Below are 26,801 nucleotides of genomic sequence, written 5' to 3' on the forward strand. Positions count from 1 at the left end.
GATTCAATAATTGAAAAGAGCAGACCGGTTTTGGTCCGCTCGCTCACCTATAGTGAGAAGCCACCGTCCACGGCGATGGCTTGACCAGTGACATGTGGGGCACATGCGAGGAAAACCGCCATCTGACCCATGTCCTCGATGGTTTGTGCTTCGCCCTGCGGCAGCAAGGCAACTTGATGGCGCTCCCAGGACTGCTCCTCGGTCTCACCTGGTTCAGCCCAACGGGCGGACAGACCCTCATCGCCACGCCACATACCAGTTCCCACTACGCCCGGGCACAGTGCATTCACAGTGATGCCCTCTCGGGCCACTTCTTTGGCAAATGCATTGGAGAAACCGATGACCGCGAACTTCGACGCGCTGTAGTGCGACAGGTCCGGAAAGCCGACCTTGCCGGCAATGGATGCCAGATTGATGATGCGACCAAACTTATGTTCACGCATGAGACGTAACTCAGCCTGGCAGCAGAGGAATACGCCCCGTGCGTTGATGTTCATGATGCGGTCCCACTCGGAGACGGGTAGCTCGTCAACTTTGCCCAAACTGACAACGCCGGCATTGTTAACCGCTACATCCAGGCGACCAAAGTGTTCACGCACTTGCTCAATCATGTCGTTAACGCTGGCAGACTGGCTCACATCAACCTGCAGCGTCAGAGCCCGACGGCCGATTGCTCGCACCTTGGCGGCCGCTTCCTCAGCGATACCAAGATCGTAATCAGCGAGTATCAGATCAGCACCGGTCTGGGCCAGACTCAAGGCGATACCCTGGCCTATACCGCGCCCAGCGCCTGTTACCAGGGCAACTTTACCGGCCAGGGAGAAATCGACAGCAGTAGATTCGCTCATGAAATGCCTCTATTTATTGTTGTTTAAAATACGACCGCTGAGGGCGGCTCGCTGAAACAACCGAAGCAAACCGGATGCCAACATCTGGAATATGCGCTGTAAGCACCGGATTAGAAGGCCGGTAAGTCAAACTGCGGTAGGGGTTGGGTGGGGCCCATTAAGACGTTATGTGTCGCCATAAGTGAGACATCGCGAGACGCGTGAGACGTTATGTCTCGCGCGACGCCCGCAAATCAATACAGCTTGTCGGCATGGATCTACGCGTATTAAATAGACCTACAACAATTAGAACTACCAAAGTGGAGGTACCCATGTCCTCTGGTAGCTCAAGAGCTCATGTCGATTATGTGAGCCGAGTGATACGCACTGCCCAAAGCGCGCCGACCGTGCCTGTACCGAGCATCATCCTCGACTCCTGGCGTCGTTCAGCGCAGGACTATCAGCTTGATCCAGGCTCGTTGCAGGGCCCCAGAATCGTCGAAGCTCATCAACTCAACGAACACAGGGAACGTATTGACGATTTCCTGCGGCTGGCAGGCGATGAAATCGGCCGGTTGCACCATAGGGTGCGCGATGCTGACTACTGCGTGATGCTCACCGACACCCTCGGCTGTACCGTGGATTACTGCATCGATTCAACAATACGGGGGGAGTATCGCCGCGCAGGAATGGACGTAGGCACCTGCTGGTCCGAGGGCGAAGAAGGCACAACCGGCGTGAGTTCCGTCCTGATCCATAAGCAACCGATAACTGTACATAAGCACGATCATTTTCGCGCAGCTTTTATTGGCATCACCTGCTCTGCAGCGCCAGTGTTTTCACCGACCGGGGAAATGCTCGCGGTCCTGGACGCCTCCTCCATTCGGGCTTCGGATGACAGGCGCAGCCAGCACCTGATCCGACAAATGGTGGTTCAAAGCGCAACTGAGATCGAAAACGCCTACTTCATGTATACCACCCAGGATCTCTGGGTGTTGCGCGCCCATACCCAACCCGGCTATGTCGATAGCCAACCTCAGTTTCTATTTGCGTGGGATAGCGATGGAGTGATTCAGGCGCTCAATCCCGCCGCACGCAGGTTGCTAATGCACCGCCACGGCCGGGTTCCGGACACCATCGAGGAAGCCTTTGCTTCAGCGCGGCTGCCTGCTAGCAATGATGACACGCTCCATTATTTGCCCACCCTTGATCTGCACGTACGCATCAGAGCGCCGCAACGCCCTCCCTGTAGGGCAAAAGCCAACAACCTGATCGAGGCGCTCGATCCTGTCGTTGCACAGGCGATGGATCTGGCAGTGCGCGTCAAAGACCGCGGCCTTCCAGTGCTGATCCATGGCGAGACAGGCGCAGGCAAGGAATACTTTGCTTTGCAATTGCATGCCGCCAGCAACCGCCATGACAAGCCGTTTGTAGCCGTCAATTGCGCGGCAATCCCTGAAAACCTGATTGAGAGCGAACTGTTCGGTTATAGCGCCGGTGCGTTCACCGGCGCGTCCAGCAAAGGCATGCGGGGTTTATTGCAACAGGCCGATGGCGGCACGCTCTTCCTTGATGAGATCGGCGACATGCCGCTTATGCTGCAGACTCGCCTGCTGCGGGCCCTGAGCGAAGGTGAGGTGTCACCGCTTGGCGCCTCCTCGCCTCAGCCCATCGACATCCAGGTGGTTTGTGCCAGCCACCGTGACCTTGCAACGCTGGTCGAGCAAGGGCGCTTCCGCGAGGACCTTTACTTTCGCTTGAGCGGAGCGCGCTTTGTTGTCCCACCGCTGCGCGAACGCAAGGACAAACTCGCATTGATCAATAAACTGCTCGACGAAGAATGCGAGCGTTCAGGTGAACGATTTGGACTAAGTGGCGCTGCGCTGGAGATGCTGCTGAACTACAGCTGGCCCGGCAACATGCGTCAGCTGCACCACGCACTGCGATACGCCTGCGCGGTTTGCACAAGCCACGTTATTGGAACCGAGGATCTGCCCATAGCGCTAGGTGCCAGCACTCCGGTGAATGGAGAGGAAGCTATATCGGGCAGCCCAGAGCGCCAGACGCTGATCGACACACTGGTGCGCAATCGCTGGAAGCCTGTCCTTGCGGCCCAGGAGCTCGGGATTTCGCGCGCAACACTTTATCGGCGGGTGAACCAGTACGGCATCAAGATGCCTGGCAAAGGCTCCTATAACTGAGTCTCGATCGCTGAGAGCAAAGCCGGCGGCAAACATGCAAGCATTTTGGCCGGCCGGATCAAGAGTCTCGATAAGCAGGCGATTTCGTCGTTATCACCCTCAGGATCTCTTCTATTCTTTTCATACTGCTCAGCCCTCATGAAGATTCACTCACCCTGAAAAAGAGGATCACACCATGCCTGTTGTTCGAGTCAGCTGGTTCGAAGGGCAAGACCACGCCACGAAGGAAACCGTCGCGGCAGAAATCACCCAAAGCATTATTAAAAACACCGGTACCGATGCCAATTACATTTACGTCATTTTTGAAGACGTAGCGCAATCCGATTGGGCCGGCGCAGGCAAGTTGTTTGGGGGTGACCCCAAGAAGAGCTAAGGGCTTCGGCGACAGCCTCTGCGGGGCTGCAAGAGACGTAATGTCCTCTTTGCAACCTTGGCTGTTGGTCAGGCGATGGCCTGTACTCCATCGGTGACGAGAGCGATGGCAACGCCAGGCTCAACCTGGCAATGCATCAGAGGATATCGTCTACCACTCCCCCATCGACCCGCAGCGCTGCGCCGCTCGTCGCTGATGACTGCTTGGAACAGACGTAAACGACCATGTTGGCGACTTCATCTACCGTTGCTGCGCGTTGTATCAACGAGGTGGGGCGGTGGGTCATCACGAACTCGGTCGTCAATGTCTCCAGCGTTTTGCCCGATCGGGCGCGCTCTTCCTCAAACATGTCGGCCAGACCGTCCGAGAGCGTGGGTCCCGGCAACACGCTGTTAACCGTTACGCCACTACCCGCGACGCGCTTGGCCAAACCGCGAGCCAACGACAGCTGCGCGGTCTTCGACACGCCGTAATGAATCATATCGGCTGGCACATTGCGGGCTGACTCCGAAGAGATAAACACCACCCTGCCCCAGCCACGTTCGAGCATGGCAGGCACCAGCGCGCGGCTGAGCCGTACGCCGGACATCACGTTGGTCTGCCAGTGATCCTCCCAGCAGTCGTCATCGCCCTCGAAGAAATCTGCCAGCTTATAGATACCGGCATTGTTGACCAGGATATCGACCACCGGGAGCGCCGCCGTGAGAATGCCTGCGCCCTCTGCATTGCCCAGATCAGCAGCGATACCGCTAAGTGTTGCCTGCGGTGCCGCTTCGCGCAGGCGCGCCAGTGCTTTATCTACCGAGCTGTCGCTACGGCCGTTGATGATGACGTCGGCGCCAGTCAGCGCCAGACCCTTGGCAATAGCGAAGCCAATGCCACCGGTGGAGGCGGTGACCAGCGCAGTCTTGCCTTGAAGATTGATATGCATGCTCTGTTCTCCCCTGGCGCCGGAAGCTCCCGGCAAGTCAGTTTGGTGTTCGACAATCCGGCGGTCAGCAGAGTTCTTCACTGGCCACCGGGGTAATGGCTCAGGTGCGGGTAAAGCCATCGAATGAGTGCATGTAGACCGCTCCGAAGCCATCCAGGAGCTTGCGGGTAGGTGCGTCAGGGCTGCCGTATACCAAAAGGCTTGTGACCGTCACCAGCTCGAGAAACTTCTCCCCAAAAGGCGCGAAGGTTTCTTCGATATGGCTGACAACCGCGTCCGCCCGGTAGCGCTCTATGATGTGCGCAACGGTGTGGTCATCGTTCACGCTGTATTCGTACATCAGGGTGCCCGGCTCTTTGCTCGTCGCTGCAACGATCTTGGCAGCGAGCTTCTTGAATTCCGGAAAATTTTCCGGCGCCAGGCTAAGGCTGAAAATATTAATAACTTCGTCTTTCATGGTATGTACTCACGTCGTGAAAATCCGACGCCCCGCTAGAAATACAGGAGCGCTGCTAGGTCGAACGTCATGCTAAGGTAGAGCCTCACGCAGATAAACAGCCTATAAATCACATATAGGTAGCATCCAGCGCTACCATGGGATCGCAATGACTTCGGAAGACTCCTTCAGTGGGATCACCATCTTCCTGGCGACCGCTCGCTCCGCGACATTTACCGAGGCAGCCGAGCGTCTGGGCCTGTCCAAGTCCGCCGTGGGCAAGGCTATTGCCCGCTTGGAAGCACGGGTTGGCACCAGCCTGTTTTACCGATCGACCAGACGGCTATCCCTCTCCCCCGACGGCGAAGCCTATTTCAAGGTGTGGTCCGCCGCTCTGGAGGAGATCAAAGCCACCGAGAGCACCCTCGGCAACCGGCTCGCCGTGCCCGCCGGGCGTTTACGCGTGGATATGCCAGTAGCTTTTGGTAAACAGGTGGTCTTGCCGGTTCTGCTTGAAATGAGCAAACGCTTCCCGCAGTTGCAGCTGACCCTGACCTTCAGCGACCAACTAGTGGACCTGACCGAAGAAGGCATCGATCTGGCCATTCGCTTTGGCAGCGTGGACAGCGTCCCCGGGCTGGTTGCCAGGCGCCTCATTGCCCACCGGTGGGTGACCTGTGCATCGCCTGAGTACTTGAACGAACACGGCACGCCGTTGACGCTGGAAGACATGGCCAAGCATCGCGCCATCGTCGGCTACCGCCGCGGCAGTCTGATGCCCTGGAAAATGACCAACGGAGGGCAAGCACTGAAGTTCTTGCCGCCACCGACCTATCAGTTCGACGATGCGGAAGCCATGATGGAAGCCACACGAGCAGGGCTGGGGATCTGTCAGATGCCGTTATGCCTGTTCGAAAAAGATATCGAAACACGGACGGTGGTTCCCCTGCTCGAAGCCTTCGAACCTGCGCCGGTTGAGGTCCACGCCTTGTGGTCGAAAAGCAATCACCTGCGGCCGAAAATCCGTTATCTCGTTGATGAGTTACTGAAGCTGCATGGCCACGCCATATAGAAAGGAAGGATTGCCGGCGCATGACTGCGCCGGCAATGTGCTCAGAACGGGTAAGGCTGATCCGAAGGCTGGATCGTCACCCATTTGATTTCGGTGAACTCCTCGATTACCGCGCTACCATCGAAGCGGCCATACCCACTGTTCTTCATCCCGCCGTAAGGTGCCTGGGGCTCATGATTGACCGTGGCGCCATTGATGTGGATGCAGCCGGCATCCAGCCGGTTGGCCAACTCCAATGCGCGACTGATATCACGCGTGAAGATTGATGACGACAGGCCGAAGGCGCTGTCATTGGCGATCTCCAACGCCTGCTCGGCGCCCTTGGTGCGAACGATGATGGTGACGGGGCCGAAGGTTTCCTCGTGGTAGATCTTCATCTCGGGCGTGACATGATCCACCAACATCGGCTGCATCAGCGTGCTGTCACCCAGTGCGCCGGCAATCAGCTTGGCGCCTTTGCTCAGCGCATCGTCGATCAGATCATTGATTCGGCCTAACGCACCGCTGCCAATGACCGGACCAACAATGCAGTTCGGTGCTTGCGTCGGGATACCCACGTCAAGCTTGCTCACGCGCTCGGCGAAGCCTGAGGCGAAGGCATCGGCGACCGCCTCGTCGACCACGAAGCGCTCGGTGGACATGCAGATCTGGCCTTGATAGAGAAAGGCACCGAATACAGCGGCGTTGATTGCACCATCGATATCCGCATCATCCAACACAATGAAGGGTGCCTTGCCGCCCAGCTCCAGTAGGCAGCGCTTGAGATACTTGGCGCAGGTCTGAGCGATCATGCGGCCCACATTGGTCGAGCCGGTGAAGTTCACCCGGCGCACGGTGTCATGGGCCACCAGCACTTCGGTAACGGCTGCGGCGTCGGCCGGGTCTGTGACAATGAAATTCAGAACACCCGCCGGCAGACCGGCTTCGACAAACACCTCGGCAAGCAACTCATGGACTCTGGGGCTGGTTTCCGAACCCTTGAAAATCACGGTATTGCCGCAGGCCAGTGGGTAGGCAATGGCGCGTGCACCGAGCAAGATCGGGCCGTTCCACGGCACTATGCTCAGCACTGTGCCTACCGGCTGGCGCAAAGTCATAGACAAAGTGCCGGGCCGGTCACTGGGGATGGTTTCACCTTTGATCTGCGTGGTCATCCCGGCCGCTTCGCGTAGCAGTTTTGCTGATGATTGCACGTTGCTCTGCGCCCACAGCTGGGACGAACCGACTTCTTCGGCCATTGCTGCGCAGAAATCATCGGTTTTCGCTTCCAGAATATCGGCTGCAGCCAGCAGAATCCGGCGGCGCTCGTCCGGCCCGGTCTTGGACCAGACGCGAAAGGCGCGTTGAGATGATTCGGCGACCCGCGCGGCGTCTTCCACGCCACACGCGGCGCCGGTGCTGACCAACGTGCCTGTCAGCGGGTCGATGTGTTGGAAAGTTTTGCCATCGGAGGCGTCACTCTTCTGATTATCGATAATGAGTTGTACGGTCAAGTTGGTACCTCTGCTTTCAAATAAGAAGGAAAGGCAGCGACCACTATAAGGAGCGTCACTGCCGAGTGCTCACGAGGACAAAGCCTCGGCCGCTAGTTGGTAGGAACGGCAGCGTGCCGCTGGGTCGTGGATCCGCGCATCGATGATCAGCTCGTCAGCTTCGCTTATGGCAATAAACCGGCGTAACCACTCGCCCACCTGATCGACGTCACCCATGGCGGTATAGGCCGTGGCCTGCTGCAGAGCGTTGCGCTCGCTTGCGGAAATCCGTTGCAGGTAATCCTCCTGAGGCAAGGGCAGCGGTCCCGGTCGGCCCCGATACAGCATGTTGACCCAGTGGAAATGCGAACTGGCGTGGTATTGGGCGTCCTGCTCGGTGTCCGCGGCGAACACGTTGATACCGGCAATGACATACGGCTGGTCCAGTACGGCGGACGGCTTGAAGTTGGCCCGGTAATGCGCCACGGCATCCTTCAGGAAATGCGGCGCGAAGTGCGAGGCGAAGGAATAAGGTAGGCCCAGTCGGGCGGCCAGGTCGGCACTGTTCATGCTGGAGCCGAGAATCCACAGCGGGATGTCGTGCTTGCCGGGTATGCCGCGCACGGGCTGGCGACCATTGTTCTGCAAGTAGTCCGACAGCACGCGGATATCCTGCTCGAAATCCCGCTCCGAGGCATCGCCACGCAGGGCACGAATGGTCGGCCCGGCAGCGCCGGCGGCCCGCCCCAGGCCCAGATCGATACGGCCGGGATAAAGTGTCGCGAGGGTGGCGAATTGCTCAGCGACCATCAGCGGCGAATGGTTAGGTAGCATGATGCCGCCAGCGCCCACGCGCAGGGTACTGGTGGCGGCGGCCAGGTCACTGATCAACAGCGTGGTGGCCGAGGATGCAATGCCCGGCAGGTCATGATGCTCGGCTATCCAATAGCGCTCGTAGCCATGCTTTTCAACATGTCTGGCAAGCATGCGTGCCTCAGCCAGGGTATCGGCGAAGCCTTTGTCTTCACCGATCATCATCAGATCAAGTACGGATAGTTTGGTCACGGATGACTCCTGAAAAGCCAAGCACTCTAGGTCATACGCTATTCAGGAAAAATAGGATATCGTTCACAACATATCGGAAAATAAAGCTGCAATCAGCAAAGGAAAACCCATGGCTATGGATTACTTCGGTGCGCTAGAAGCCTTCGTCCACTCTGCCGAGACCCGCAGTTTTACCGCAGCCGGACGCAGACTTGGCATTTCCTCCTCAGCGGTTGGCAAAGCGGTTGTCCGGCTGGAAGAGCAACTGGACGTACGGCTGTTTCACCGCTCCACGCGCTCCATCACGCTTACCGCCGAGGGTCAGCTTTTTCTGAATCGCTGCCAGCGCATCCTTGCAGAGTTCGAGGCAGCCCGAGCGGAACTGAGCCAGGCCAGCTCCGCCCCGCAAGGCAAGCTGCGTGTCGGCTTGCCGCAAATCGGCCTGTACCTCATGCCCCATCTCTGCGATTTTCAGCAGATGTTTCCCAGCATTGAGCTGGAGCTGAATTTCGGTGATCGACTGGTCAATGTCATTGAGGAAGGATTCGATGCCGTGTTGCGCATCGGTGAAGTCGACGATTCGCGACTAACCATGCGTAAACTCAAGGGTTTTACGCACCTTCTGGTCGCGGCGCCCTCCTATCTGTCGCGCTACGGCACGCCCGTCCGCGCTGCCGACCTGAGTGCCCATGTCTGCCTGCGCTACCGTTTTCCAAGTAGCGGAAAACTCTCGTCCTGGCCATTAATCGAGCAGGGGCAACCAACCTCCGTCGAAATACCGGAATCAGTCATCGCCAACGCGACCGGGGCCTTGCATGCCATGGCCGAAGCAGGCGTAGGCATTGCGCTACTGCCGGAATTCATCATCGCTGACGCGCTCTCGGACGGGCGACTGGTCAAGGTTCTGGAAAAGCAGATGCAAGATGAGCGCAACGTCCGCCTGCTGTGGCCATCAGGGCGCCAGTCTCTACCCAAAGTCAGGGCATTCGTCGACTTCATGGTGGATCGGCTGGGTACACCCGATGCCTGAAAATCCTCTTGCGGCACTGATCGCAGCGGTAAATGGCGGAAGGACATGGGAGTCGAACCCACCAGACACGCGTTGCGCATCTCACCGGAGTTGAAGTCCGGGCGCCCCACCGGGGGCGATGTCCATCCTAATCAATTGTCTTCTGCTTGCTGGCGTTGCCAGGCCGGTTGTAGGTAGCGACGTTGCCGGCGATACCAAGTCACCCCGGCGCGATCAAGGTACTCCAGCACCTGTATGGTCAGGTTGCGGCCGATGCGTGATCTGTCGCGGTACTCGGCCGCGATAAAACCGCCGTCTTCAGACTCACCACAGAGTGCAGCCGCTACAGCGGCCAGCTGATCCAGTTGCTGAGGCAGGTAAAAGCGATTGGGCGCCACGCCCAGCAGATAGCCCCAGGCTTGCATGCGGCGCATGAAAGCCAGCATCTCCTCCCGGCTGGTACCGAGTCGTTCTGCCAGTTCGCCAACTATCGGTGGCCGTAAACCTGCCTGGGTCAGTTCAGAGGAAACTTGCTCCCAGAACGCCACATCGCTTTCAGCAAGCTGCGGCTGGTGATCGGGCAAGGCGAAGATGCCGCCTTCTTGGCGCAATAGGCGTTTATCCACCATGCGCTTGAGTAACAGGCCACTACTCGGTGGTGACAGGCCCAGTGCAGCACGGCGCAGGAGTGTATGTAGCGTCAGCCCCCGTTGCTCCGGTTGTTCGGCATGGCTTTGCTGCAAGGTGGTGACAATGGTCTGTTCGGCGTGCGCTACTCGTTGCGGGTGCAACGCCTGATCCCCGAGGCGAACCACAGGCACTTTGCTCAGGCTGTTTGCCAGCTCTGTTTCGGTCAGTTGCCAGCGCAAAGCAAAAGCGGGTATTGCAACTTCGCTCTGGTGTTCAAGCTCTATTGCCAGCGCCTCTGTTGGCGAAGTAACTCCATGCAGCGCGGCTAAGCGGGCAAGATAGTCCTGTTTAGTGCGTCCGCGTTGGCGGCCCAACGGATCAATCACTCGGCCTCCGCCGAGCGTCTGGTTCGCCGCTGGCTCGCGTACGATCACACAATCACCCACCGCGACATGCACAGGTTGGTCGAGCAATACCTGGGCGAGGCCTGCCGATTCATCCAGCCACACCACACGTCCGCTGGTGGCCGTGGCACCGGTCAGAATCTGCAAGGTGCCGCGGTGCAGACGAGTATCGCTTACCAGACGCAGGGAGATATCCAGGCGATCGGTCAACTGGTGCATAGCTGCATTCAATAGCCAGTCGCCGCGCTGGGGATGTTCGGCATCCAGCTCACCTGCAAGGTTCAGTGCGGCTCTTTGGCCAGCCTGGAGGCGGCTTACTGGCTGACCATCCTGTTGCATGCCGCGAATCCGTACCTTGCGCGCCTCCGGTGTCAGGGTCAGTTGATTACCGGTATGCAACTCACCACTGAGCAAGGAGCCAGTGACCACGCAGCCACTGCCGGTAACGCTGAAACGCCGGTCAACCAGAAAGCGCGGAGGCCCTGATGTATCGACTGGGCCAGCGTTTTGCCCTAATTGCTGAATGGCCAGTCGCAGGGCGTCCATACCCTCCCCGGTCAGGCTTGAGACTTCCAGCGGTGGGTGCTCGGCCAGTGCGCGGCCTTGAACCAGTTCGGCAACAGCCTGCCGGGTTGCTTCCAGCTGTTCAGTACTGGCGCGGTCGATTTTGCTTATCACTAGCCGCCCACGGGCAATGCCCAACAGATTCAGCAGTGTCAGGTGTTCGCGGGTTTGTGGCATTGGCCCTTCATCGGCCGCGACTACCAACAGGGCGGCGTCGACTCCGGCGAGGCCGGCAAGCATGGTGCGAATAAAGCGTGCGTGCCCGGGCACATCGACAAAGGCTAGCGGCCCAAGCTGCGGGTCGTGCAGCCAGGCAAAGCCGAGGTCGATGGTCAGGCCGCGGCGCTGCTCCTCGGGCAGTTGGTCGGTATCCTTGCCCGTTAGGGCCTTGATCAATGCGGTCTTGCCGTGGTCCACATGCCCGGCTGTGGCGATGATCACTGGCGCGCCTGCCACGGCAATGGGAAGCGCGCGCTCACAGTTCCAACCAATGCCTGATTAGCACTGCCTTCAAGGTTGGCCAGCATCCCCCTCGGCACGCAATAGCCGCAGGATGTCGGCCAACGCACCATCGGCCAGTGCGCGCATTTCTGCGTCGGTGCGGTCCTGAATCGGATGCGGCACAAAGACCATGGCCGGGTCGAACCCCAGCGCTCTGGACTGCATTGCTGCTGCTTCAACAAACTCACTGGAGGCAACCCCTACTCCTGGGATCTGACGTGACTCCAGATCGGCGATGTCATGCATACAGCACGACGTGCACGATCCTCAGTCGGCCAGACCTTCCACCAGCAGATCCACTTCAGCGGCAATCTGCTGCTTGAGTTCGGTCGGTGCGATACGGGTAAAGGTCGGCTTGGCGTAACGCTTGACCTCAATACCCATGCCACTCAGTTGCTCCTCGATCCGATCGAGAAACACGTTGCCACGCGGCTTGGAAATATCCAGCAGGCCAACGACCTTGCCGTTAAGGCTGTCTGGCCGAGCCAGTCGTGCGCGCTCGGCGGGGGCTCGCTCGGCCGTGGGGTCGAGCAGTATGCTTTCGTTCATGATGTCACCTCGCAGGTTACCGGTGATGAGCCCACCGGGCCGGATGCGGCCCAGCCGGCGATAATGGCTGAAAACAGGCCGGCGGTGCCGCCAACCCGAACAATCAACAGGCCGCCAGGGCGAAACTTGGGTACCTGTTCACCCTTGAAACGTTCTGGAATGCCCTCCGCAATCCCGCCGGCACCGGCCACCAGATCGGCACCGGGCGCCAGCAGCAGTTGTTCTAACTCTTCGTGCAGGCGCTGCTTGGACCAACCCGCGTCGATGAACACCCGCGCATGTTCGGGGGATACCGCCAGCACCGCATCGCCAGCCATAGCCAGCTTGGCGTGATCGACTGTGCGCAGTGATAGAGCAAAGGAACGTGCCAGCGATTCAGGATCGCGGGACTTCTGATCGACAATGCCCTGCACGCCCTCACCGGGAAACAGCGTGACCGCAGAGCGGCCAGCCGGAATACCGCGTTCCTGTGCCAGGGGCAACCAGTCACTGTCTTCGGCTTCAGCAAAACAAAAGCTGTACTTGCCAGGGTTACCCATGGTCGAGCGATCGATCTCGCCAGGCCGGCCGCCACCCACATTACGCACGATCAATTGCAGGGCTCGGCCAATGGTCGCGTTGGCGCGGTTGCCCTGCCCCAGCGCATTGACACCGGAATTCATCCCGATTGCCCTGGTGATCGGGCCGTTGACCACAATCATCGGGCTGCCAAACATGGTGGTACAGGTCAGCCCGTGCAAACCGAATTGATCGGTCAAGGCTGCCTCGACGGCGGCCAGCAGAACCGGCATATATTCCGGCTTGCACCCGGCCATCACGGCATTGATCGCCACCTTTTCCACGGTGCAGGGCACCAGATCAGGCGGCATCAAGCCCAGCACCTGATCGCCAGCACGCTCGGTAGCCTTGAGCATACGCAGTACTCGCACCGGGGTTGGCGGCACAACCGGCAGACCATCACTCCAGCCACGCTCGTAGCAGGCCTCAATGGCATCATCTGCACCGGTTATATCAATCTCGCGCGACTGCAGCTGCACATCACCAAAGGCCAGCTCCAGCTCCTCGGCAGTGCCCGGGTCCAGGGTCTTGGAGCCGCAACCGGGGCGCATGACGGGTAAGTCGTCACCGAGATCGCCAATGCCGGACAGCACACGCCAATCCTCTTTATGCCAACCATAGGTACGCTCGACCTCCACGCCCTGCTCCACCCGGATCAATGTCGGCACAAACTCGATGCCCAAACGAAAGGACTGCTCCAGCGTCCGGTCATACCGGGTGCCAGGCAACGCAGCGGCGTACTCTTCGGAATCCTGCACCAGCACCGTCAGCGGCCCAGCCTGGTCCAGCTCTGCCAGCAAAGGCTCAATCAGGCGGCAAGTCGGGCAGTCGGCTTTGGCCACTACAATCAGCCCATCGGGCAAGGATAAAGTCATGTTGGGCCTTTGGGCTGCTCGTGCGTGTCTCGGAAAGACAGCATAGGCAGCCGGGGATGTGCTGCCAAGCCAGCGGGCGTGATCATGTGCGGGGTGATTGGGCAGGTATCAGTGCTTCAGGGGTGGGCTCGATTCTGCGCACTCGTTAGGCGACTGTTTCTTCCTGCGCGGCGGTTTGTAATCGATGACATGGGTCCGTATGCAAGCTGTGGGCTCTGTGAGGACTTCGTGCCGGACGCTGTATGCACAGCTAACGCCGGGTTATGCTGGGCACCATGTACAGTCTTGCTCACCCCGTCACCAGTATTCTGGAAATCCGCAAAAGTCGCTTTCTTGCCTTTATCGAACCCGTGGCCGATCGCGCCGCGGCGCAGGCGCGGGTGAACGAGCTGCGCATGCTGCATCCCGGCTGCGCTCATGTGTGCTGGGCACTCCTGGCCGGCGGGCATAGCGCGGCAGTGGACGATGGTGAGCCCTCGGGTACAGCGGGCCGCCCGATGCTCGAAGTATTGCGTCATCAAGAGCTGGACGGCGTGCTGGCGACAGTGGTGCGTTATTTCGGCGGTATCAAGCTGGGCGCCGGTGGACTGGTGCGTGCCTACACCGATGCTGTAGCCCAAGCGCTGTTGCAGGCTGAAAAAGTCGAGCACATTCCCAGCCAGACGCTGTGCTGCGAGCTGGCTTACGCCAATGAAGGAATGGCTCGAAACCTGATTACGGAGCTTGGCGGCGAGCTGCTCGCAGTCAGCCATGGGCAAGCAGTGCGGTTGCAAGTGCGCCTGCCTGTCACCGCAGCCGGCGCGCTGCGGGAGCAGCTTTTATCGATCACCCGGGGGGAACTCGGCTGGGAGACTGGCGCACAGCCTGATCCATAACGCAACAACGATCAGGCTTCCGACGTAGTCAGCAAAGGAAAGCAGCAACTGTCGCGCCGTAGGCAGGGACCGCCTTCATCACCTTTATCATCTTTTTGGGATCGGCCACTAGCGTGCCTGGTGGTGGTTTATTCAGTCAGGAAGCACATCATGTCCGTTTCACTACCTCGCTTGTACTCCTTCCGTCGCTGTCCTTACGCCATGCGCGCTCGCCTGGGCTTACTGCTTGCGGCGCTGCAGGTGGAGCTGCGGGAGGTTGTGCTTAAAAACAAGCCGCCACAGATGCTGGCTATCAGCCCAAAAGGCACGGTTCCGGTCCTGGAGCTGCCTGGCGATGGCAGCTCTGGGCGACGCGTTATCGAGGAAAGCAGGGAAATACTGGAATGGGCTCTGCGACAGAATGATCCGCAAGGTCTGCTGAACGTCGATCTAGTAAGCGCTAATAGCCTGATCGACCAGAACGATACCGAATTCAAACATTGGTTGGATCGCTACAAATACGCCGATCGCCATCCGGAGTTAACCCAATCAGAGTATCGGCAGCGCGGCGAGGTGTTCTTGCGGTTATTAGAGCAGTTGCTGACCAAGAACGAGAACCTGCTGGGAGACAATATCAGCATCGCTGATATCGGCATCATGCCGTTTGTACGCCAGTTCGCCCATGTCGATCAGGAGGTGTTTTACAGACTGCCCTATCCGCATTTACAGCAATGGCTGAAGGATTGGCTGGAACATCCGATTTTTCAGCAAGTAATGATCAAGTTCCAGCCCTGGCAAGAAGGCGATGAAATAGTGGTGTATCCATAGAACGGCACCCGAGGGCCGCGACGTCTGGGGTAACGAGAGAACTGCTGTCATCCAGTTACCCACACGCAACAGTCTTTCGACAAATCACCCCTCCCCCCCCTCCAAGCGGTAAGCGCAAAGCCTGCCGCCACCCGAGCTTTTGATATGTCCGGCAGCTAGGTACTCAATGTGAACCCAACGGTTCACATTGAGTACCTTCAAACGATCCAGGCGTGCATCAGCCTTGATTTAGATACCAAAGCGGATGTCGTTGCAGCGCAGTTGGCCAACTGAACGCACAGGTTTGGTATCAGCTCCGACCCATGACCGCCGGCACATCAGATGACGAACTGTAACCAAGCCTGCATCGTACAAAAACGACATCCTTGTTCTATCGTCGCCTGGGTCATCTTCCTATCCTTCCTGTGGCACTCACCCACAGGAGCCATATCATGACTACGTACACAACTAGCGATAACGTCGCTCTATTCTACAAAGACTGGGGCTCAGGCCAGCCGGTCTTTTTCTCACACGGCTGGCCGTTGTCATCTGACGCCTGGGATAACCAGATGTTGTTCTTCGGCCAACAGGGCTATCGAGTCATCGCCCATGATCGCCGGGGCCATGGGCGGTCGGAGCAGACCTGGGATGGCAACAATATGGATCGATATGCTGACGATCTTGCTGAGCTGTTTGAGCATCTGGATCTTCGCAGTATCGTCATGATCGGCCACTCCACTGGCGGCGGCGAAGTGGCGCACTATATCGGCCGCCATGGTTCTGCACGCGTGGCGAAGGTCGTGCTGGTTGGTGCTGTGCCACCGTTGATGCTGAAGACCGACAACAATCCCAACGGCACCCCAATGGAAGCGTTTGACGGCATTCGTGCAGGCACCGCTGCAGATCGTTCGCAGTTTTTCCGGGACCTGACGGTGCCCTTCTATGGTTTTAATCGGGAGGGCGCCGTAGTTAATGAAGGACTCGGAAAGGCGTTCTGGCTGCAGGGCATGCAAGGCGGAATCAAGGCGCACTTCGACTGCATTCATGAGTTCTCCGAAGTCGACTACACCGCTGACCTGCAAGCCATCAACAAGCCAGTGCTATTCATCCACGGTGACGATGATCAGATCGTGCCCCTCGCAGCTTCTGCAGAATTGGCTGCAGAAATCGTCAGGGACGCCATCCTGAAAATCTACCCGGGGGGCTCGCATGGCCTGGCGCAGATTAATGCTGAAGAGTTCAACGCGGACGTACTGGCATTTATTCGTAGTTGAACCACCACAGGGCGGTCCTGGGCCGCCCTGGTTCCAGCAATCAACGGGTCGCGACAGCGAGGATCCTGCGATGACCATCAATTCAAGCGTCAGTATCTATACGGCGATCTCATTGTCATTCGTCGCATTTACGGTAGCGGCTACAAGCCTGGCTGCTGATTCAGAAATGGAAACGTTTCGCTGGAACGAGGACTATCGCAATCTGGGTGAAAAGCCGCAGCTGAGTGCGTACGAAAGTCTGAAGTACCAGCCATTTCAAGCCTCCGGTCACGAGGGGTACGTTACCTTCGGAGGATCATTACGCAGTCGCATCAATGCCTATGATAACGATCGGTTTGGACTGCTGGGTGGATCGGATGGCACGGTCTGGTTGCAGCGCTTATATGGACATGCCGACATTCATCTTGGCAACAGGATCCGCGCCTTTGTCGAATTGAGCGCGAACTATGCAGATTCTGGTGGTGATCTTACGCCAGGGCCCTTCGACAAGGATAAAACTGCACTGGCACAGGCATTTCTTGACTGGCAAATCGGCAATTCCCGGTGGCGGATTGGTCGCCAGGAAATGGGACTGGGGTCCGCGCGGCTTATGGGCACCCGGGACGGATCCAATGTCCGCCGCTCTTACGACGGTTTGCGTTGGGATAGCGCTCTCGGTGCTGCGCAATGGCGAGCATTTTATTTGCAGCCAGTTGATGTGGACGAGGGAATGTTCGACAACACGAGTCGCCGAGACGAATCCGTCTGGGGGCTGAACAGTACCTGGGTGCTTGGCCGGGGCAGCGCTGATATCTATTACCTTGGGCTTGATAGAAAAGATGCGGCTTATGCTCAAGGGGTGGAGAAAGAAACGCGGCATTCCATGGGGATGCGCCTCTACGGCATCCAAAATGGCTGGGATTGGGACGTTGAAGCCTTGTACCAGTTTGGTGATTTTGGCGATGCCGATATTCGTGGATGGACAGTGGCCGGCCTTGTTGGATACCGATTTGCCAATGCCCGCTGGCAGCCACGCATTGCGCTGAGCGCCAACGTTGCTAGTGGCGACAGCGATCCTGATGACGGCAAACTTCAGACGTTTAATCCATTGTTCCCGAACCTGGCCTACTTTGAAGAGGCCGCGATCTTTGCGCCCCAGAATTTTTACAATATCGAACCGGAAATCAGTTGGCGCCTTACCCCTCAAATGTCGCTGGCGTTGGACTGGAACTTTTTCTGGCGTCTTGAGAAACAGGACGCGGTCTATGTACGCGGGCTGACCCCTTTGCCGAACACGGCAGCAGTGTCCGGCCACTTTGTGGCACACACGCCGTCAGTCAGCCTGGATTATCAGTGGAGCCGGCACCTGAGCATGGACCTCAGCTACAGTCATTTTTTTGCAGAAGAAGTGATCAAACGTGCCGGTGGGAGTGATGCGCAATTTCTCAAGGTTCAGCTCGAGTGGAAGTATTGAGCCGCGATAACGACTCCGAATCAACGATCAAAAGTGTAGCGATAGATTGAGCCCCTCCCCGGCTGATCGATAGCAATCGCATTTTCATCCAAACCTCAGACAGCTATCCAATAACCCGCAGCAATGTATTGCGACATTTAACGGGCGACACACGAAACCAAATCCATTGCGGCTGCCTGAGGTGATAACAATGCAAAACCCCAAACTTGAAGTCCTGACTCCCCACAACTCTCAGCTGATTTTCATTGATCAACAGCCGCAAATGGCCTTCGGTGTGCAGAGCATTGATCGGCAAACCCTGAAGAATAATGTCGTAGGCCTGGCGAAGGCGGCATGCATCTTTGGCGTGCCTACCACGATCACCACGGTAGAAACCGAGAGCTTTTCGGGACATACCTACCCCGAACTACTGGAAGTATTCCCCGATGCACCCATCCTTGAGCGCACGTCGATGAACTCCTGGGACGATCAGAAAGTGCGTGATGCGCTCAAGCGTAACGGACGCAACAAGGTGATCGTTTCAGGGCTCTGGACAGAGGTCTGCAACAATACGTTCGCGCTCTCAGCGATGCTTGAAGGCGGCTACGAAATCTATATGGTCGCTGACGCCTCGGGCGGCACCAGCCAGGCGGCTCACGATTACTCGATGCAACGGATGATCCAGGCCGGTGTGGTGCCGGTCACCTGGCAACAGGTATTGCTGGAGTGGCAGCGCGACTGGAAGAACCGCGACACCTATGACGAGGTTATGGCCGTGGCGAAGGAGCATTCCGGTGCTTACGGCATGGGTATCGATTACGCCTACACCATGGTGCACAAAGCAGAAGAGCGGGTGATACACGGACCCACGCTGGCGCCCGTTCACGCTGATATCTAGACCGCTACGGGGCGGTTCACGCCACCCTGATGCTGGAGTTGCCGTCATGGCCCAACAGTTACCCGAGATTGTGACGCTGGTCGTTCGCCACTGCGTGCGGCCCGAACAGCTTACCGCTTATGAAGCCTGGCTCCGCCGCACCATAGGTGTCGCAGATAAGTTCGAAGGTCACCTGGGTGTGAATGTAGTACGGACCCGAGAAACAGGTTTGACACGCTTCACTATCGTGTTGCGATTTAGCGGCCCCCAAAAATTACACGCATGGCTCGAATCCTATGAACGCAAACAACTGATCCATGAGGCGTCGCCGTTATTGGTTGACGGGGACCAGACAGAAGTCAGCGCGGTGAAGGACTTCTGGTTCACCCCGGCTGCTTCACATACCCAGCCACCGCGCTGGAAACAGGTCTGCGTCACCTTTCTGGTGATCCTGCCGCTCAGCCTGCTGGTGCCCCTGGCCTGGCGCCCGGTATTCGCGAACATCCCCTGGCTGGGTGGTTATCTGGCCAGCGGCATCGTCATCACGGCCACCATTGTTTTGCTGGTGGTTTACGTCTTCATGCCCATGGCCACCGGCTGGTTTGCAGACTGGTTACAAGGCGACGATGACGGAGCTACATCATGAAAAACAAACCAACAAACCAGGGCCGCCGAGCGCTTATCGCCGCTGGATCACTGATCGTCGCTAGCTGCGCTCTGTGGTCGACGTTTCCGTTTGCAGCGGCTGCGGCCTCGACGTTCTCACCGGTTCAAGGAGGCAACATGAGTGCCGACATCATTTTCTTCAATGGCGATCTGCACACAGTGGATCGGGAACAACCGCGAGCCACAGCCGTGGCGATAAAGGATGGCAAGTTAGTAGCTGTCGGCAATGATGCCGAGGCCATGGCGTTCCGTAACGACGCAACCCGGCTGATTGATCTACAGGGGCACACGGTCATTCCGGGGTTGAACGACTCGCACCTCCATCTGATCCGTGGCGGCCTTAACTACAACCTTGAGCTGCGCTGGGAAGGGGTGCCTTCGTTGGCGGATGCGCTGCGTATGCTCAAGACTCAGGCCGACCGCACGCCCGCGCCGCAATGGGTGCGGGTGGTAGGCGGATGGAATGAATTCCAGTTTGCCGAACGGCGGATGCCGACGCTCGATGAGCTTAACCAGGCGGCACCGGACACGCCGGTCTTTGTCCTGCATCTGTACGACCGAGCGCTATTGAACCGCGCCGCATTACGGGTGGTGGGTTATACACGCGATACGCCTAATCCGTCTGGCGGCGAAATTCAGCGCGACGCCAATGGCGAACCGACCGGGATGCTGGTCGCACAGCCTAATGCCATGATTCTCTACTCAACGCTCGCAAAAGGCCCGACGCTGCCTCTCGAATATCAAGTCAACTCCACGCGCCAATTCATGCGGGAGTTGAACCGGCTGGGTGTGACCAGTGCCATCGATGCCGGTGGCGGCTTTCAGAATTATCCGGATGATTACCAGGTGGTGCGCGAGCTGGCGAGCAACGATCAGCTCACCGTGCGTATTGCCTATAACCTTTTCACCCAGAAGCCAAAGGAAGAGCTGGCTGATTTTCAAAATTGGACCAGCCAGGTCAAGCCTGGGGATGGCGTTGATTTCTTCCGTCACAATGGTGCGGGCGAAATGTTGGTGTTCTCTGCGGCAGATTTCGAAGACTTTGTTCAGCCGCGCCCGGATCTTGCCCCGCAAATGGAGCAGGAACTGGAGCCGGTGGTCCGCCACTTGGTGGAACATCGCTGGCCGTTCCGCCTGCATGCGACCTATGACGAGTCCATCTCGCGCATGCTGGATGTGTTTGAAAAGGTCAATCAGGACATTCCCTTCAATGGTTTGCCGTGGTTCTTCGATCACGCTGAAACCATTACGCCGCGCAACATCGAGCGCGTGCGCGCTCTGGGTGGTGGCATCGCGATCCAGGATCGCATGGCATTCCAGGGCGAGTATTTTGTTGACCGCTACGGCAGCAAGGCCGCAGAACAGACGCCGCCGATTCAGCGCATGCTGGCCGAGGGCGTGCCGGTGGGCGCAGGTACTGACGCTACGCGGGTATCCAGCTACAACCCCTGGACGTCGCTTTACTGGTTGGTCAGTGGCAAGACGCTGGGAGGTCTGGCGTTGCATCCAGAAGGCTTATCCCGCGCGGTCGCACTTGAGCTCTTTACCCACGGCAGCGCCTGGTTCTCATCGGAGCAGGGCAAGAAAGGCCAATTGAAAGTCGGCCAATTGGCGGACCTGGTCGCGCTCAACGCGGACTTTTTCAGCGTCGAGGAAGAACAGATCAAGTGGATCGAATCGGTATTGACCGTGGTCGGTGGCAAAGTGGTATACGCCGCCGGGCAGTTCGGGCCGCTGTCTCCTGGTGACCTACCGGTGCTACCGGATTGGTCACCGGTGGCGCGTGTGCCTGGGCACTGGAAACCCAGCGCGCCACTGCAGTCAAATGTTCATCATTGCTCGGGACCCTGTGCAGTTCACGCTCATCGGCATGGCCGGGTAAGAACCAGTTCAGTGCCGGTCAGCGACTATCAGGGTTTCTGGGGCGCTTTCGGATGTTCCTGTTTTGCGTTCTGATAGCGTGACCCCGGCCCCCGCTACATCGGCTCCAGCTGCATCGGCCTGGAGCCCGCTGCGCCATGCCACGTTCCGTTGGCTGTGGATTGCGAGCATAGCGTCCAATATCGGAACCTGGATGCACGAGGTAGGCGCCGGTTGGCTGATGACCAGCCTCTCAACCAACCCGATTGCCGTCGCCCTGATCCAGGTTACAGGCGCTGCCCCGATGTTCTTCCTGGCCCTGCCTGCCGGTGCGTTGGCGGACGTCATAGACAAACGGCGCTACCTGCTGGCGGTACAGCTGTGGATGGCCTCCACCGCGCTGGTTCTGGCGCTATTGACGGCTGCAGGGTTGGTTACAGTTCCTCTCCTGTTGGGCATGACCGCCTGCATGGGTATCGGTACAGCCTTGATGATGCCCGCCTGGTCGGCACTCACCCCGGAGTTGGTCAGTAAGACAGATTTGCCGGCAGCCATCGCGCTGTCCAGCGTCGGGATCAACGTCGCTCGGGCAGTCGGGCCGGCGATTGCCGGAGTACTGGTCAGCCTCAGCGGGCCATGGCTTACCTTTTCGCTGAACGCGGTATCTTTCCTGGCGGTCATGGCGGTGCTGTTTTTCTGGAAAAGGCAGGTGGAGCCCAATGTACTGCCGGCGGAGCGTCTGCTAGGTGCGATGCGTGCCGGGTTGGTTTTCAGTCTCGAATCGTCGCCGATAAAACGGGCTCTTGCGCGAACCTTTGCGTTCTTTCTGGGTGCCAGTGCCGGGATGGCTCTGCTTCCCTTGCTGGTGCGTGGCGAAATGCAGGGTACCGCCATGGACTTCGGGCTTTTGCTCGGCAGCGTTGGCGTTGGTGCCTTGGTTGGGGCTGCGGCATTACCGGCGATTCGCTCGCGCATCAGCAACCATTTACTGGTAGTGGTGGCTAGCGTGTTGTACGCCGTGGTGCTGGCCGCCCTCGCCTTGCTGCGAGACCTGATCTGGTTGGTACCGATCATGGCACTCAGCGGTGCGGCCTGGATCGCTGTGCTGTCCAGTTTGCAAATTGCAGTGCAGACCTCAGTGCCTGCATGGGTCAGGGCACGCGTACTCTCGGTCTACATACTCGTTTTCTTCGGCAGTATGGCAGCAGGTGGGCTGCTGTGGGGCGCCATTGCCAGTCGATACGATGTGGCTTTTGCGCTGCTTGGCGCCAGCGCTGTTTTGATCCTTGGGGTGCTCCTGACACTGCGTCTTACGTTGCCGGTGACCGAGGCTGAGGATATTGCCCCTTCGCTGCACTGGCCAACACCCATATCCCCTAAGGAAGAGGACATCGATCGCGGGCCGGTAATGGTGACGTTGGAATACTCCATCAATCCAGCAGATGCGGAGCAGTTCACGCGGGCCATGCAAGAGGTCCGGGCGATGCGTAGGCGCAGTGGCGCGCTGACGTGGGGGCTGGTACAGAATACCGAGAACTCTGACAGCTGGCTGGAGTTCTTTATTGATGGCTCCTGGCTGGAGCACATGCGCCACCATGGCCGTGTCACCAGGGCAGACCGGCGCATCGAATCAGCTGCGCGACGTTTTCAGCGACCGGACGTGGAGCTGGTGATCAAACACCATCTCATGCACGTAGCGCATCGCTGAATGTCGGCCGTGGAGTACCAGGTCTGTTTTGTTCAGGGCGACTGGCTGATCCCGGCGGTTTGGGACAAATTCGAACGTCACTTCAAGGCCTGCGGCTTCACCTGCTGTGTGCTCTCGCTGCCAGCCCCTGGCGAGCTGGGTTGGCACCGGGTACTGCACTGCACCGACACCCGCTCGTCGCCCCTCAGACGCCTCGTGGATTTCTATGCTGAGCAGATTGCGGGTTTGCCTGTGCCGCCTATACTTATCGGGCATGCGATGGGCGGGCTGGTTGTTCAGTTGCTGCTGGATCGAGGCTTGGGTGTTGCCGGAGTGGCTATTGCTCCCCGTCCGCCCCGGCGGGTTTTTCCTGACACCCGTTCGCTGCTGCAAATACTCGCAGCGCGGGTTGAGCACCTGAATGGCATGCGCTTCTTGCGTATGACATCTGCGCAGGTCTCACGCTGCATGGGACATCCGCTATCGAAGACGAACGGACTGCGTTATGAAAGGTTTGTTGGGAGAGTCCCGCAGACACTGATGGTAACGGCAGCGATAGGCGTGGGCAGCCGGCTGCGATTCAACCGGGAGCGAGCCCCTTTGTTACTGGTTGCTGGCGGCGATGATCGTATAGTTGCCAGCTCTGTGGTTTTAGCCAACTATATTTATCAAAGACGTTCGTTGGCTACGACAGACTACCTCCTGTTTCCCGGTTACGGCCATTTGATCATTACGCAGCCAGGCTGGGAACAGGTCGCCGACCGCATCCTCGAATGGCTCGAGCGCCAACTGGGCTGGTTTTGATCACACTTTCAGCTGGAAGGCTCATTACAAGCAAGCGCGTCGGCGCATGCGACAGGTATTCTCCGTGCGAACATTTGTCACCTTGCTGCTGAGCCTCGCGCTTGGTTGCATTGCGTGTACGAGCGCATCGGCGCGCATTACAGATGAAATGGACCACCGCCGCTGGACTGTCAGCGACCGAGGCCCGGGTGCAGTGGGTGCACTTGCGCAGACCGCTGACGGGTATCTGTGGCTGGGTACTCACGATTCCTTGTATCGCTTTGATGGCTTCGAGTTTGAAAAATTCACCTCGGAAGGCAGTGAATCGCTCGGCATGGTCTCGGCGCTTCTCAGTACCTCCAAGGGTCTGTGGGTAGGTCTTCGTGCAGGCGGTGTACGCTTGATCAGCCCAAAGGGCGTCCTGCAACCGGGCGATCCAGGCCTACCGGGCGGAGTAATTTACGGCATGGCTGAGGATCAACAAGGACAGGTGTGGGTTGCCGCGGATGATGGCCTCGCCCGGCATGATGGCACGGCGTGGCAGCCTTTTGGCGAGGACGCGGGATTTACCGAGCGCCATGCCCGTGCGGTCCACGTGGATGCCGATGGCTCTGTATGGGCTGCGAGCGAAGAACAGTTGTTTGCTCTCCCCCCAGGCGCATCAAAGTTCATACCCATCGCGGTCAAGAGCCAATCGATCAGCAAGATTACATCCTCCCCTACAGGTGACATCTGGATAACTGATCGCGCCCGGGGTCAGTTACTGCGTCTAAAAAAAACAGACTCTCCCGAATATGAAATTGAAGAAATACCGAGTTCGCGCACGGTCAGTATCGTTATTGATGAGCATGGCGACGCCTGGCTGGGCACGCTAGGGTCTGGCGTGCACCAGCTGGCCGCGGACCCGCGATCAAGTCTTACCGAGGATAACGACCTGATCAGCCTGTTCACTGTGCGCCACGGACTCAGCTCCAATAAGGTATTAACCCAACTCATCGATCGAGATGGCAACCTGTGGCTGGGCACGGATGCAGGTCTGGACCGCCTCTCGCGTAGAATAATGACTCCCCTTGCCTTGCCCGTCGGGGCCGGCAGTCATGCAATGGCGGTGAGCAGTGATGGTTCGTTGTGGGTCGGCACCGACAACGGTCAGCTGATAGGCCCCGGCGGCGACAGCCACTCCATCTCCGAGTTGAACATGCCGATCACCACGTTGGTGAACAGCCAGGATCACGGATTGCTGATTGGCGGACACCGGGGGATCTTTTCGATTTCGGACGACGGGCCGCTGCGGATCGCAGCGTTACCTGTGGGTTCCGCTCGGGAGGCCGCGGTGAGGGCGATGACGGTAGATAAGGATGGCGGTATCTGGGTCTCGATCAACCGGACAGGGCTTTTCGTCTGGGCTGATCAGCACTGGCGACGTATTGAGCCGGTCAGCGATGCCGAACGGCAAATAATGCCTGTCACTGCCTCACGAGACCTGACTGGCAAACTGTGGTTCGGCTATCGGGACAATCTCCTGGTTTCGATCGATGAGCAGAAGATCGCACACTGGGGCAAAGAGGAAGGTCTGGATATCGGCCATGTTACGGCAATGCTGCATTTGCCAGGACGCACCTGGATGGGTGGCCAGTACGGTTTGGCGTATCTCGAAAATGGTCGTTTCCATCGTCTTAGCCTGCCAGCGGCCGGCGCCTTCCAGAATATCTATGCATTAGTCGCCGTGCCGGCAGAGAAAAACGCGGGCAATTCCGGGATGGATATCTGGATACACAGTCGAGGCGGTATCTTCAAACTGCCCGCCGCAGAGATCGAGCGGGTGATAGCCGGTGGTGACACGCTCCTGTATAGCTCACATGATCACATTGGTCAGCTACCCATGGACCCATATAAGGTATTGCCGGTGCCTACTGCGGTATTCACTCCAGCAGGCTCGCTATGGTTTGCCACCGAAGATGGGGTCGTCCGCGTCGACCCATACCGACTAAGGGGCGGGACACAGACATCCGCCGTCACGATCAAGTCGCTGACAGCCGATGGAGCCGATCTCGATATCTCCAACGCGTCCGTCCGCCTATCTGCCGCCCCGGAAAAACTGGTTATCACCTACTCTGCCCTGAATCTCTCCGCACCGGAGACAATGCGTTTTCAATACCGGCTTGATGGGCATAATTCGGAATGGGTGGACGCCGGGCGCTCCAGGCAAGCGACTTTTCCACACTTGCGCCCGGGGGACTACGAATTTCAGGTCCGCGCGCTGGGCGCGAATGGGAGGCTTAACCTTCCTCTCGCCACGCTAACTGTCAGCATTCCACAGGTCTTCTATCTACGCCCGGAGTTCCTGCTGATGTCTGCACTGGCACTGCTGGCACTCGTGCTCTGGATGTCCCGTGTTCATACGCTGCGGGAAAAGGCAGCTCTCAGGACCCGACTCGAAGAACGTTTTCAGGAGCGTGAACGCATCGCGCGCGAGTTGCATGACACCTTGCTGCAAAGCGTTCAGGGCATGATGCTCAGCTTTCAGGCGGTCGCTGACAGGCTACCCAAGGAATCAACGGCTCGTCATTCGATGGAGCGGGCGCTGGACCGGGCCGAGCAGGTGATTGCCGAAGGCCGTGATCGGATCACCGGCTTGCGTGGCCAGATGGCTCCTGCGGAAGACCTGTTCACCGCGTTCCAGGCGTTGCGACTTGAGGCCCCCGAGTCAGATTCTGTTACTTACCAGGTCAGCAATATAGGTCAGACCGCGGTACTGAGAAGCACTGTTCGCGACGCGTTCTATCAGGTGGGCAGGGAGGCGGTTTTGAATTCGCTGCGCCATGCGCAGGCGACACAGGTGTCCGTTACCTTCACATACACGCCGCACCGGTTCGAAATGGTTGTCGCCGATGACGGGATTGGCATTGATCCCGTCTACCAGCGCATGCGAGGGCGACCTGCGCACGGTGGCCTCAGGGGCATGTATGAACGTGCCGAGAGAATTGACGCCAAGCTGTCGATTATCAGCAATGTTGGAAGCGGTACGCGGATCAACCTGTCCCTACCTGCCTCTGCCGCTTATGAACATCCTCTCGGCAGCACGCAAACCCGCTTCAGTAGAACAGGCTAAAGC

22 protein-coding genes and 1 tRNA gene are annotated in these 26,801 nt (G+C 58.4%); 14 read left to right on the plus strand and 9 right to left on the minus strand.

The window, feature by feature from the left end:
- Positions 1-47: 47 nt before the first annotated feature.
- Complete coding sequence (locus G3M63_RS15395) at positions 48-848, minus strand: SDR family NAD(P)-dependent oxidoreductase (RefSeq protein ID WP_163983682.1); 801 nt, start codon at positions 846-848, stop codon at positions 48-50.
- A 311-nt stretch (positions 849-1,159) separates the two neighbouring features.
- Here G3M63_RS15395 and G3M63_RS15400 point away from each other — a divergent pair, with 311 nt between their 5' ends.
- Positions 1,160-3,028: a sigma-54-dependent Fis family transcriptional regulator gene (locus G3M63_RS15400; RefSeq protein WP_163983683.1), complete on the plus strand. Its 1,869-nt coding sequence runs from the start codon at positions 1,160-1,162 to the stop codon at positions 3,026-3,028.
- A 175-nt stretch (positions 3,029-3,203) separates the two neighbouring features.
- Entirely contained in the window at positions 3,204-3,401 is a 198-nt protein-coding gene (locus tag G3M63_RS15405; RefSeq protein WP_163983684.1) for a 4-oxalocrotonate tautomerase family protein, read from the plus strand.
- Positions 3,402-3,537: 136 nt separating this feature from the next.
- On the opposite strand, the gene G3M63_RS15410 is transcribed toward G3M63_RS15405, so the two are convergent.
- A complete protein-coding gene (locus G3M63_RS15410; protein WP_163983685.1) occupies positions 3,538-4,332 on the minus strand; it encodes an SDR family NAD(P)-dependent oxidoreductase in 795 nt (264 codons plus the stop codon).
- Between the two features lie 100 nt (positions 4,333-4,432).
- On the minus strand, positions 4,433-4,789 hold the full coding sequence (locus tag G3M63_RS15415) for a putative quinol monooxygenase (RefSeq protein WP_163983686.1): 357 nt from the start codon (positions 4,787-4,789) through the stop codon (positions 4,433-4,435).
- Between the two features lie 148 nt (positions 4,790-4,937).
- Here G3M63_RS15415 and G3M63_RS15420 point away from each other — a divergent pair, with 148 nt between their 5' ends.
- Positions 4,938-5,840: a LysR substrate-binding domain-containing protein gene (locus G3M63_RS15420; RefSeq protein ID WP_163983687.1), complete on the plus strand. Its 903-nt coding sequence runs from the start codon at positions 4,938-4,940 to the stop codon at positions 5,838-5,840.
- 41 nt (positions 5,841-5,881) lie between these two features.
- Here G3M63_RS15420 and G3M63_RS15425 read toward each other — a convergent pair whose 3' ends face one another.
- Positions 5,882-7,333 carry an aldehyde dehydrogenase gene (locus G3M63_RS15425; protein ID WP_163983688.1) on the minus strand — a complete coding sequence of 484 codons (1,452 nt, stop codon included), beginning with the start codon at positions 7,331-7,333 and terminating at the stop codon, positions 5,882-5,884.
- Positions 7,334-7,402: 69 nt separating this feature from the next.
- Positions 7,403-8,377, minus strand: a complete 975-nt coding sequence (locus tag G3M63_RS15430) for an LLM class flavin-dependent oxidoreductase (protein WP_163983689.1) — start codon at positions 8,375-8,377, stop codon at positions 7,403-7,405.
- Between the two features lie 115 nt (positions 8,378-8,492).
- Here G3M63_RS15430 and G3M63_RS15435 point away from each other — a divergent pair, with 115 nt between their 5' ends.
- The gene (locus G3M63_RS15435) at positions 8,493-9,386 is read left to right on the plus strand and encodes a LysR family transcriptional regulator (protein ID WP_163984296.1); all 894 of its coding nucleotides are present in this window, start codon (positions 8,493-8,495) and stop codon (positions 9,384-9,386) included.
- Between the two features lie 33 nt (positions 9,387-9,419).
- Here the strand turns inward: G3M63_RS15435 and G3M63_RS15440 are convergent.
- From G3M63_RS15440 to G3M63_RS15460, 4 genes are all read right to left on the minus strand, one after another.
- A tRNA-Sec gene (locus G3M63_RS15440) sits at positions 9,420-9,514 on the minus strand.
- A 3-nt stretch (positions 9,515-9,517) separates the two neighbouring features.
- Complete coding sequence (selB, locus tag G3M63_RS15445; protein ID WP_163983690.1) at positions 9,518-11,404, minus strand: selenocysteine-specific translation elongation factor; 1,887 nt, start codon at positions 11,402-11,404, stop codon at positions 9,518-9,520.
- Between the two features lie 69 nt (positions 11,405-11,473).
- The gene (locus tag G3M63_RS19655) at positions 11,474-12,013 is read right to left on the minus strand and encodes a UGSC family (seleno)protein (RefSeq protein ID WP_306110138.1); all 540 of its coding nucleotides are present in this window, start codon (positions 12,011-12,013) and stop codon (positions 11,474-11,476) included.
- Entirely contained in the window at positions 12,010-13,446 is a 1,437-nt protein-coding gene (locus G3M63_RS15460) for a thioredoxin family protein (RefSeq protein ID WP_163983692.1), read from the minus strand. Before G3M63_RS15460 ends, G3M63_RS19655 begins: the two co-directional genes overlap by 4 nt.
- Before the next feature lie 275 nt (positions 13,447-13,721).
- Here G3M63_RS15460 and G3M63_RS15465 point away from each other — a divergent pair, with 275 nt between their 5' ends.
- The 10 genes from G3M63_RS15465 (at position 13,722) to G3M63_RS15510 (ending at position 26,798) form a co-directional block, all read left to right on the plus strand.
- Positions 13,722-14,321, plus strand: a complete 600-nt coding sequence (locus tag G3M63_RS15465) for a YigZ family protein (protein WP_163983693.1) — start codon at positions 13,722-13,724, stop codon at positions 14,319-14,321.
- Between the two features lie 150 nt (positions 14,322-14,471).
- Complete coding sequence (locus G3M63_RS15470) at positions 14,472-15,128, plus strand: glutathione S-transferase (protein WP_163983694.1); 657 nt, start codon at positions 14,472-14,474, stop codon at positions 15,126-15,128.
- 431 nt (positions 15,129-15,559) lie between these two features.
- Complete coding sequence (locus tag G3M63_RS15475) at positions 15,560-16,381, plus strand: alpha/beta fold hydrolase (RefSeq protein WP_163983695.1); 822 nt, start codon at positions 15,560-15,562, stop codon at positions 16,379-16,381.
- A gap of 70 nt (positions 16,382-16,451) precedes the next feature.
- Positions 16,452-17,834: an alginate export family protein gene (locus G3M63_RS15480; protein ID WP_163983696.1), complete on the plus strand. Its 1,383-nt coding sequence runs from the start codon at positions 16,452-16,454 to the stop codon at positions 17,832-17,834.
- A gap of 190 nt (positions 17,835-18,024) precedes the next feature.
- A complete protein-coding gene (locus G3M63_RS15485; RefSeq protein WP_163983697.1) occupies positions 18,025-18,711 on the plus strand; it encodes a hydrolase in 687 nt (228 codons plus the stop codon).
- Positions 18,712-18,757: 46 nt separating this feature from the next.
- Positions 18,758-19,336: an antibiotic biosynthesis monooxygenase gene (locus G3M63_RS15490; RefSeq protein WP_178101006.1), complete on the plus strand. Its 579-nt coding sequence runs from the start codon at positions 18,758-18,760 to the stop codon at positions 19,334-19,336.
- 137 nt (positions 19,337-19,473) lie between these two features.
- Complete coding sequence (locus tag G3M63_RS15495; protein ID WP_163983698.1) at positions 19,474-21,312, plus strand: amidohydrolase; 1,839 nt, start codon at positions 19,474-19,476, stop codon at positions 21,310-21,312.
- A 4-nt stretch (positions 21,313-21,316) separates the two neighbouring features.
- Complete coding sequence (locus tag G3M63_RS15500; RefSeq protein ID WP_163984298.1) at positions 21,317-22,924, plus strand: MFS transporter; 1,608 nt, start codon at positions 21,317-21,319, stop codon at positions 22,922-22,924.
- Positions 22,925-23,707: an alpha/beta hydrolase gene (locus tag G3M63_RS15505; RefSeq protein WP_163983699.1), complete on the plus strand. Its 783-nt coding sequence runs from the start codon at positions 22,925-22,927 to the stop codon at positions 23,705-23,707. It begins immediately after the preceding gene.
- A gap of 64 nt (positions 23,708-23,771) precedes the next feature.
- Positions 23,772-26,798: a sensor histidine kinase gene (locus tag G3M63_RS15510; protein WP_163983700.1), complete on the plus strand. Its 3,027-nt coding sequence runs from the start codon at positions 23,772-23,774 to the stop codon at positions 26,796-26,798.
- Positions 26,799-26,801: the final 3 nt, after the last annotated feature.

Source organism: Pseudomonas sp. OIL-1 (assembly GCF_010669185.1).
In the GTDB taxonomy this organism is placed as follows: domain Bacteria; phylum Pseudomonadota; class Gammaproteobacteria; order Pseudomonadales; family Pseudomonadaceae; genus Halopseudomonas; species Halopseudomonas profundi.